The 9,219-nt window shown below is 65.8% G+C and carries 8 protein-coding genes and 1 pseudogene; 8 read left to right on the plus strand and 1 reads right to left on the minus strand.

Going from position 1 to position 9,219, the window contains the following annotated elements; all coding sequences use genetic code 11:
- Window positions 1-112, plus strand: a pseudogene (locus tag JOZ00_RS05125) (alpha/beta hydrolase); the annotation flags it as partial.
- 26 nt (window positions 113-138) lie between these two features.
- On the opposite strand, the gene JOZ00_RS05130 reads toward JOZ00_RS05125, so the two are convergent.
- A complete protein-coding gene (locus JOZ00_RS05130; protein WP_293340634.1) occupies window positions 139-1,365 on the minus strand; it encodes an MFS transporter in 1,227 nt (408 codons plus the stop codon).
- A gap of 90 nt (window positions 1,366-1,455) precedes the next feature.
- Here JOZ00_RS05130 and JOZ00_RS05135 point away from each other — a divergent pair, with 90 nt between their 5' ends.
- The 7 genes from JOZ00_RS05135 to JOZ00_RS05165 all read left to right on the plus strand — a co-directional run.
- Window positions 1,456-2,349 (plus strand): LysR family transcriptional regulator, encoded by an 894-nt coding sequence (locus JOZ00_RS05135; RefSeq protein WP_293340636.1) that lies wholly within the window; start codon window positions 1,456-1,458, stop codon window positions 2,347-2,349.
- Window positions 2,350-2,478: 129 nt separating this feature from the next.
- A complete protein-coding gene (locus JOZ00_RS05140; RefSeq protein WP_293340638.1) occupies window positions 2,479-2,892 on the plus strand; it encodes a hypothetical protein in 414 nt (137 codons plus the stop codon).
- A gap of 194 nt (window positions 2,893-3,086) precedes the next feature.
- A complete protein-coding gene (locus tag JOZ00_RS05145; RefSeq protein WP_293340640.1) occupies window positions 3,087-4,295 on the plus strand; it encodes an MFS transporter in 1,209 nt (402 codons plus the stop codon).
- 45 nt (window positions 4,296-4,340) lie between these two features.
- A complete protein-coding gene (locus tag JOZ00_RS05150; RefSeq protein WP_293340642.1) occupies window positions 4,341-5,954 on the plus strand; it encodes a Na+/H+ antiporter in 1,614 nt (537 codons plus the stop codon).
- A 9-nt stretch (window positions 5,955-5,963) separates the two neighbouring features.
- On the plus strand, window positions 5,964-7,148 hold the full coding sequence (locus JOZ00_RS05155; protein WP_293340644.1) for an AAA family ATPase: 1,185 nt from the start codon (window positions 5,964-5,966) through the stop codon (window positions 7,146-7,148).
- 128 nt (window positions 7,149-7,276) lie between these two features.
- Window positions 7,277-7,900 (plus strand): TetR/AcrR family transcriptional regulator, encoded by a 624-nt coding sequence (locus tag JOZ00_RS05160; RefSeq protein ID WP_293340646.1) that lies wholly within the window; start codon window positions 7,277-7,279, stop codon window positions 7,898-7,900.
- Window positions 7,897-9,219 (plus strand): FAD-dependent monooxygenase (locus JOZ00_RS05165; protein ID WP_293340648.1); only part of this gene is annotated, 1,323 nt, incomplete at its 3' end. The genes JOZ00_RS05160 and JOZ00_RS05165, both read left to right, overlap by 4 nt.

Here is a 9,219-nt window from a genome sequence, read left to right on the forward strand (position 1 = left end):
GGAGAAGCGGTTGCACTGGATCGAGGGCACCGATCGCCGCTTCGACGGCTACAACTTCTTCGGCGTGCACCCCGAGGTTCCGATCGAGTGGTTCGACAAGCACGTCAGCTGACGTGAAAGTGGTTCTTACACAGAGCCTTAGGACGCCATGCTCAGTTGCCGTGCGGGAGTCTGGCGAACCAACAGCGCGGCGAGAAGCAGCCCGGCCACCAGCAGAGCGGTCACGAATCCCACGGTGGCCGGCCAACCGCCGCCCCGGTAGACAAGGCCGCCGAGTGCGCCGGCCACCGATCCGCCCATGTAGTAGCCCAGCAGGTACAGCGCCGACGCCTCGGCGCGATCCCGCTCGGCGAGGGCGCTCACCCAGCCGCTCGCCACGGTGTGCGCGGCGAAAAAGCCGCCGGTGAACACGCCGGCTCCGACGGCGACCGCGACAAGGGTGTGGGGCATGGTCACCAGCAGGCCGGTCGCGGTGATCGGCATGGCGACCCCGAGCACCAGAGCGCGTCCCTTGCGGTCGGCGAGCCGTCCCGCGACCGTCGAGGTGACGGTTCCGACCAGATAGAGCAGGAACACCATGCCCACCGTCGACGACGACATGTGAAACGGCTGGGCGGTCAATCGGTACCCCAAGAAGTTGTACACGGTCACGAACCCGCCCATCAGCACGAAGCCCAGGCCAAAAAGCTTGATCAGTAACGGGTTTCGCAGATGGGTGAGCAGGCTGTGCACCGTCGCGGAAATGCTCGCCGGTTTCGGTGTGAAGAACTGGGACCGAGGAACCAGCACCGCGAACAGCACCGTGCCCACCAGCGTCGTCAGCGAGACCGCCAAAAGCGCGATCCGCCAATTGCTCACGTCGACGACGAGCGACGGGACGATCCTGCCCAGTAGGCCACCGATCGTGGTCCCGGCGATGTAGCGTCCCATCGCCGATCCGAGCGAGTCGGCGTGCACCTCTTCGGCCAGCAGCGCCATCGCGACCGCTGGAACGCCGGCGAGCGCGATGCCTTGCAGCGCGCGCCCCACCAACAGGACGCTCAACGACGGGCTGAACGGGATGAGTAGCCCGATCACACTCGAAGCGATCCCCGACGCCAGCATCACAGTGGTGCGTCCGTAGCGCTCGGACAGCACGCTGGCGGGAACGATGGCGAGCGCGAGCATTCCGGTGGTCAGCGAGACCGAGAGCGCGGCGACGGCCGGGTCGATGCGGTAGTAGGCCGACAACACGGGAAGCAGGGCCTGAGTGCAATACATCGCGGCGAAGCTGGCCAGTCCGGCGCTGCACAGCGCGGCGGTCACCCGAAGGTATCCCCTGGTGCCTGCTTGGTGTGGGACGGGAGGGCGGGTGTCGCTGGACATGGCTTCGATGTTGCGCGCTGCCGAGTTGTAACGGAAATGAATTATTGTCGGGACTAATATGCTGATTTGACATAAGCAAAGGTGATCAGCATGCCCGACGGTGAGTATGAGTGGTTTGTCACATTGGCCGAGCTGCAGCACGTTACGGCGGCGGCCGAACAACTCGCGGTTTCCCAGCCAACGCTCACCCGCATGCTGGGCCGCCTGGAAAAGCGACTGGGTGTGGCGTTGTTCGATCGCCGCGGGAAGCGGCTGTCGCTCAACCGTTTTGGTCGAATCTTCTATGAGCACGCGCGGCGGGCCCAGCTGGAGCTCGATTCAGCTCGGCGCGCGATCGAGGACCTGGCCAACCCCGCAGCCGGCGAGATCCGCCTGGGGTTCCTGAGTTCGTTTGGGTCGACGGTAGTGCCTCGGCTGATCGCCGAATTCACTTCGCTGTCGCCGGGAGTGACATTCGCCTTGCAGGAGGACGCGACCGATGCGATCGGCGATCTGGTGCAGAGCGGGTTCATCGACATCGGCGTGGTGTCGCCGCGGCCACGCAAACCGACGTTGGCCTGGCGCAGCCTGTTTCGCCAGCGGCTCGGCATCGCCGTCGCCCGCGACCACCACCTCGCCGGCACCGCGACGGTGTCGATGACCGATCTCGCCGACGAGCCCTTCGTGACCTTGCATACCGGGTTCGGCATGCGGCGGCTGCTCGACGAACTTTGTGCCGCAGCACAATTCCAGTCGCGGATCGTGTTGGAAGCACCCAACCTGGCCACGACCGCCGGCCTGGTGGGCGCGGGGATCGGCATCAGCCTGATGCCCATCGACGGCAGCGATTACGCGCCAGGGGTGATCACGCTGCCGCTGGCCGATTCCGACGCGTATCGCGACGTCGGGCTGATCTGGAACTCGGCTCAGCCGCTGTCCCGCCCCGCCCGGCAATTCATCGAATCCGCGGCAGCCTCCGAAATCAGCGGCGTCCGCGGCAGGTGATCGCGCAATGGCGGTTGCCAATTCTATAACAGCGTTATATGTTGGCTATAACGACGTTATAGGAGTTCGCACGTTCTATCGCCGGCTGACCACCTGTTATCGACAACGCGAGAGATTGGGAGAGAAACCGTGCCTGGATCCACCTATCAAATTATCACCGGCATAGTCATTTTGACGGTCGTCACGATTGCCTACGGCGGAACATTCGTCCTCCGCGTCACCCGAGGAAGTCTGCCTGCCAACGATTTACAAAAGTCGTTTTTTCGAGCTGGTCATGCGCACGCGGGCGTGTTGGTCATGCTCGGGTTGCTGGTTCTGACTATCGAGCAAATCAGCAACGTCCGCGCGCCCTACCCCACGCTCAGCCTGGGCATCCTGTTCGCCGCCATCTTGATGCCGGCCGGATTCTTCTTGTCGGTGATCGGCCGCAACCCGTCCCGGCCCAACCGCGCGATCGCGCTGCTGTGGATTGGTGCCGGCGTTCTGACGGTCGGGCTCATCGCCGCCGGATTGGGATTGATCCTGACGGGGATGAACTCCTAAAGTCCCTGTCCCGTGTACTAGAGACCGAACGCGGGTATTTGCCAACTCGAGCCGCGACCGCGATGGCGGGTTCTAACGGCATAGTCGGCCAAGCAGAGGCTGAAAGCAATTCGCGTGCAGCAATTTTCGCATGTCCAAGGGGAGGACGGTCGCAGGGTGAGGGCATCTTTTAGGACGCGCCGAGTAGCACGTCATTGACTTTGACCAAAGACGTCACCACGACCAGACGGTGGTCGATGCTGACCGTCTCTCAACTGGCGACCTTGTGCGCCAACGTCTTCATCAACGGTGTCGCGTTTCTGATTCCCGCGCTGTCCACGCACGGCGAGAGCCTGGCCGAGGCCGCGCTGCTGGCGTCGATGCCCAGCGTCGGGATGATGTTCACCCTGATCCCTTGGGGTTTCGTGCTGGATCGTGCGGGCGAACGAGTCGTGCTGACGCTGGGATTGGGATTGACCGCGGCCGCGGGTTGGGCCGCGTCGCTGATGCACTCGGCGATGACGATGGGGGCGTTTCTGATCCTCGGCGGCATGGCCGCGGCCAGCTGCGTCCCGGCCAGCGGACGGCTCGTCGCCGGTTGGTTCGCGGAAAGCAAACGTGCCCTGGTGATGGGAATACGCCAAACCGCGCAGCCATTGGGCATCGCCGTGGCCGCCTTGGTGATCCCCGAGCTTGCCAAACGTCAGCTTTCAACGGCGCTGTTGTTTCCCGCCGGCCTGTGCGCGGTGGCGGCGGTGGCCAGCGTCGTGGGTGTGAAGGATCCGCCGCGCCCGGACCGGAGCCAGATCCATATGCGAGAAGTGGCCGATCTCTACCGCGGCACGCGGTTGTGGCGCATTCACTTCGCGTCGGCCCTGTTGATGGTGCCGCAACCGGTCGTCCTCACGTTCATGCTCGTCTGGTTCATGAACAAGCACGGGTTGTCGATGGCGTGGGCGGGCGTACTGATCGGTGTCTCACAGGGACTCGGTGCGCTCACCCGTGTCGCCGCCGGGCGGTGGGCGGACCGGGTCGGCTCACGCATGCGACCGCTGCGCAAAATCGCCGTCGTCACCGCGGCGGTCATGCTGGCGTTGGCGTTGGCCGATCAACTCAACTGGGGAATCGCCGTGGCGGCCATGGTGATTGCGGCGGCGATCACGGGCGACAACGGTCTGCCATTCACCACCATCCCCGAGATCGCCGGGCCGTTCTGGTCGGGTTGGGCGTTGGGCAAACAGAACACGTTCGAACGGCTGGTCGTCGCGGCTGCGCCGCCGGCATTCGCCGTAGTGATCATGGCGGCGGGCTATCCGCTGGCGTTCGCGCTCTGCGGTTTGTTCCCCTTGGCGGCGATGCCGTTGATCCCGCTCGAGGACAAGGAGCGGCAGCTCGGCGGCCCGCCGTCGCGCGTTCGCTTGTAGCTAACCCACAGCGCGCGTGTCGGCCTGGTCCGGCAGGATGGGCAGGTGTTTGCCCTCGTCCTCATCGTTGCGCTGGTATCGACCGTCATCGTCGGGACGGTCATCGGCCGGCGCTATCGAGTGGGTCCCCCGTTGCTGCTCATCCTGCTCGGCAACCTGCTGGGTCTGATCCCCCAATTCACCCACGTTCATATCGACGGCGAGGTCGTGCTGCTCCTCTTCCTGCCCGCGATTCTTTACTGGGAGGGCTTGAACACCAGCTTTCGCGAGATCCGGGCGAACGCGCGCATCATCGTGTTCCTCAGCGTCGTTCTGGTGATCGCGACAGCGGCCGCGGTGTCGTGGACGGCCCGGTGGCTGGGCATGGACCCCCACGCCGCGGGCGTACTCGGTGCCGTGCTCTCTCCCACCGACGCCGCCGCCGTGGCCGGGCTCGCGAAAAAGCTGCCGCGCCGGTCGCTGACCGTGCTCAAAGCGGAGAGTCTCATCAACGACGGCACCGCGCTGGTTCTGTTCGCCGTCAGCGTCCACGTCGCGATCGGCGGCGCCGCCATCAGCCCGCTCCAGGTGAGCGGCCGGTTCGTCCTTTCCTACGTCGGCGGGATCGCCGCCGGGCTGATCGTCGGCGGATTGGCGACTTTGGTCCGCAAGCGACTCGACGCGCCCCAGGAGGAAGGGGCACTGAGCCTGCTGACGCCGTTCGCGGCGTTCCTGTTGGCCCAGGCGGTCGATTGCAGCGGCGTGGTCGCAGTCATGGTGTCGGCGTTGGTGCTCGCCTACGCCGGCCCGGTGGTGATCCGGGCCCGTTCCCGGCTGCTGGCCAACGGGTTCTGGGACATCGCGACATTCCTGCTCAACGGCTCGCTATGGGTGTTCGTCGGGACCCAGATCCCGGGCGCCGTGCGCGGCATCTCTCACAACGACGGCGGAGTTCGGCACGCCCTGTTCGTCGCGCTCGTCATCACGGGTGTGGTGATCGGGTCTCGGATCGTGTGGGGAGAAGGCACCACCTTGCTGATTCGCCTCATCGACCGTCGCGAGGCGCAGCGCGAGCGTCGCGTCAGCTGGCGACAGCGATTCGTGACCGCCTGGGCCGGCTTCCGCGGTGCCGTCTCGCTCGCCGCGGCGGTGGCCGTCCCGGCGACCACGCTCAGCGGCGCACCATTCCCCGACCGCAACCTGATCATCTTCATCGTCACCGTGGTCATCATGGTGACCGTCCTGGTACAAGGGATCTCGCTGCCGGCGGTGGTCCGCTGGGCCAAGATGCCCGACGACGTCGGCCACCTCGAGGAGTTGCAACTGGCTCGCTGCCGGGGCACTCAAGCCGCGCTCGCCGCTTTGCCGACGGTGGCCGACGAAGTCGGGATCAGCGACGAGCTACGGCGCCGGCTGCAAAAGGAATACGAAGAAAAGGCCGCGCTGGTCCTGGCCACCGAGGACAGTTCGGGCAACACTCACCTGGTCAAGGGCAAAAAGAAGGTCCGGCAGGTGCGTCTGGGCGTGCTCGAATACAAGCGGCGGGAAATCACCTCGCTGCGAAACCAGAACCTCATCGACGACATCGTGTTGCGCCAGCTGCAGAACGAGATGGACCTCGAGGAAGTGCAACTTTTGACCTTCGCCGCGGATGACGACGACGAGGACCAGGACGAGTAAGCCAGTTTCATGTTGCAGACGATCGCGATCCGGGGATATCGCTCGCTTCGTGACGTGATCGTGCCGCTGGGCCGGCTGTCGGTCGTCACCGGTGCCAACGGCGCCGGCAAGTCCTCGCTGTATCGCGCGTTGCGGCTGCTGGCCGATTGCGGTCGCGGCGAGGTGATCGCCTCACTCGCCCGGGAGGGCGGGCTGGAATCGGTGCTGTGGGCCGGCCCGGAGCAGTTAAGCGGAGCGCGCCGGACCGGGAAGGTCGAGGGCACGGCACGCACTCGACCGATCTCACTCGAATTAGGCTTCGCCGCAGACGATTTCGGCTACCTGATTGACCTGGGGATACCGCAGATGGCGGGTCACAGGTCGGCCTTCGCCCGCGATCCGGAAATCAAGCGGGAGGCGGTGTTCGCCGGTCCCGTGCTGCGCACCGGCACCACGCTGGTGCGCCGGACCCGCGACTACGCCGAGACCAGCGCCGAATCGGGCAGCGGGTTCGACGAGTTGTCGCGCTCCTTGCCGTCGTATCGCAGCGTGCTGGCCGAATACGCCCACCCGCACGCCCTTCCCGAACTCGCCGCCGTGCGTGAACGACTGCGCGGGTGGCGGTTTTACGACGGCTTCCGGGTCGACGCGGACGCACCCGCGCGGCACCCGCAGGTGGGAACGCGCAGCCCGGTCCTGTCCGACGACGGCAGCGACCTGGCCGCCGCGATCCAGACGATCGTCGAGGCGGGAAGCGACGAGCTGACCCACGCGGTCGCCGACGCATTCGAGGGCGCCGAGATCTCGGTGGCCGTCCACGACGGACTGTTCGACCTTCAGTTGCGACAGCCGGGCATGCTGCGCCCGCTCCGGTCCGCCGAATTATCCGATGGCACACTGCGATTCCTGCTGTGGGCTGCCGCGCTGTTGAGCCCGCAGGCGCCGTCGCTGATGGTGCTCAACGAACCCGAAACGTCCCTGCACCCGGACCTGGTCCGACCGCTGGCATCGCTGATCCGTGCCGCCGCCGCGCGGACGCAGCTGGTGGTGGTCACCCATTCCCGTTCGCTGTTGGACTTCCTCGACACGACACCGCTACAGGACGCCGCCGGAGATCGGGCGGTCGAGATCGAGCTGTACAAGGAGTGGGGCGAAACCCGCGTCGCCGGCCAGGACCTGCTCACGACGCCGCGCTGGGATTGGGGAAAGCGCTGAAGCGTTGAGTTTGCATGCTGGGCGGCGTACCTCGGCGTGTCGCCGCCGTGAGCACACACTCAACGTCCGCGAAACTTGCCTCATAGGAAATATTGCCTGCGAGGCAAGTTTTCCGTACCTTGGTCTTCATGACCGGACTGCGCGAGCGTAAGAAGGCTGACACCAGGCGTGCGCTGAGCGATGCCGCGCTGCATCTAGCTTTTGAGCGCGGGCTGGAGAACGTCACCCGGGAAGACGTCGCGGATTTGGCGGGCGTCTCCCCGCGCACCTTCAACAACTACTTCAGCGGGAAGTACGAGGCGCTGGCCTACCGTCAGGCAGAACGCGTGCGCCGCAGCATCGCCATCCTGCGCGAGCGTCCGGCCGACGAGCCGCTGTGGACGTCGATCACCCAAGCCGTGCTGACGCCGTTGGAGGAAGATTTCGGTGACATGCGAGGCGACGCGAATCGTGCGCCGGACCGCCACCAACTCGTCGAGATCCGTAAGCTGCTGATGCAACCGCAGGTCCGAAACTCGGTGCCGCACCACCTGTTCGAAGAGTTACTCCAACTGATCGCCGAACGCACCGGCACAGATCCGTGTGACCTGTACCCGCGACTGGTGATGTCCGTCGTACGCGCCGTCGGCGACGCTGCCGCGGACGCCTATGTGCGGGCCGATCCGCCCGTCCCGATAACCACACTGATCCGTGAGGGCTTCGCCGCCGTCAGCGAGGGACTGCCCGAGCCCAACAGAAAGAAGACGCGATGACCAACGAGCATGCCGATGTCGTCATCGCCGGCGCGGGGCCCAACGGGCTGCTGCTGGCCTGCGAACTCGCATTGGCGGGCGTGCGGCCCGTCGTGCTCGACAAGCTTCCCGCCCCCAGCCAAGAGCCCAAGGCCAACGGGCTTGTCGGACAGGTGGTTCGCGCACTCGACATGCGTGGGCTGTATCGCGCCTTCACCGGCGATGAGGACCCGCCCCAGCCCGCCTACGCGGGGCGGTTCGCGGCCATGACGCTGAATTTTCTCGGCGTGCCCGACAATCCGATGTACATGCTGCGGATACCGCAGCCTCGATTGGTGCGGCTACTGGAAAAGCGGGCGCGCGACCTCGGGGTGGACCTGCGCTGGGGTCACGAGCTCACCGGTATCAGTCCGGAAGCGAATTCCGTTGCGCTGACGGTATCTTCGCCGGAGCGCGATTACGCGATCGACGCCGGATACCTGGTCGGCTCCGATGGCGGGCACAGTCTGGTCCGCAAGGCGCTGGGCATCGGCTTTCCGGGCAGCACCGCGCCCACCGTCAGCCGGCTTGCTCACGTGCACATCCCCGACGAGATGCGCCGCCCCGACGGGGGCATCGACATTCCGGGTTTCGGCACGCTGCCTTTCGGCCACACCCGCCACGACCGCGGCGGAATGATCTACGCCGAATTCGAGCCCGGCCGCTCGATGCTCGCCACCATCGAATTCTGTCCACCCGTCGAAGAGGTCCCGATGAGCCTGGACGAACTGCGCCAGAGCGCCGGCCGCGTCCTCGGCGTCAACATTGCGTTCCAAGAGCCGAAAGGGCCAGGGCCACACGCGCTTCGGCGAATCAATGGCCAGAACACCCGCATCGCGGAGCGCTACCGCGACGGCCGGGTTGTGTTGCTCGGCGACGCCGCGCACGTGCACAGTCCGTTGGGCGGTCCCGGCCTGAACCTCGGCCTGCAGGACACCATGAACCTCGGCTGGAAGCTGGCCGCCGAGATCAACGGCACGGCGCCCGCCGGATTGCTCGACAGCTACGAGTCCGAGCGCCGACCAGTCGGCCAACGCGTCATGATGCACTCGCTGGCGCAGACCGCGCTCATGGCGCCGGGACCCGAAGTCGCCCAGCTGCGAACACTTTTGGAGGAGCTGTTCGCCATTCCCGACGTGCAGCAGCACATGGCCGCACTGCTGGCCGGATCCGACGTCAGGTACGACGTGGGCGACGATCATCCGCTGTCGGGCCGGCTGGTACCGGACCTGACATTCGACGATGGCCGACGCGTCTTTGAACTGCTCCATGACGCACGCCCGATCTTGCTCGACCTGGAC

This window comes from Mycobacterium sp. (genome assembly GCF_019243155.1).
GTDB lineage: Bacteria > Actinomycetota > Actinomycetes > Mycobacteriales > Mycobacteriaceae > Mycobacterium.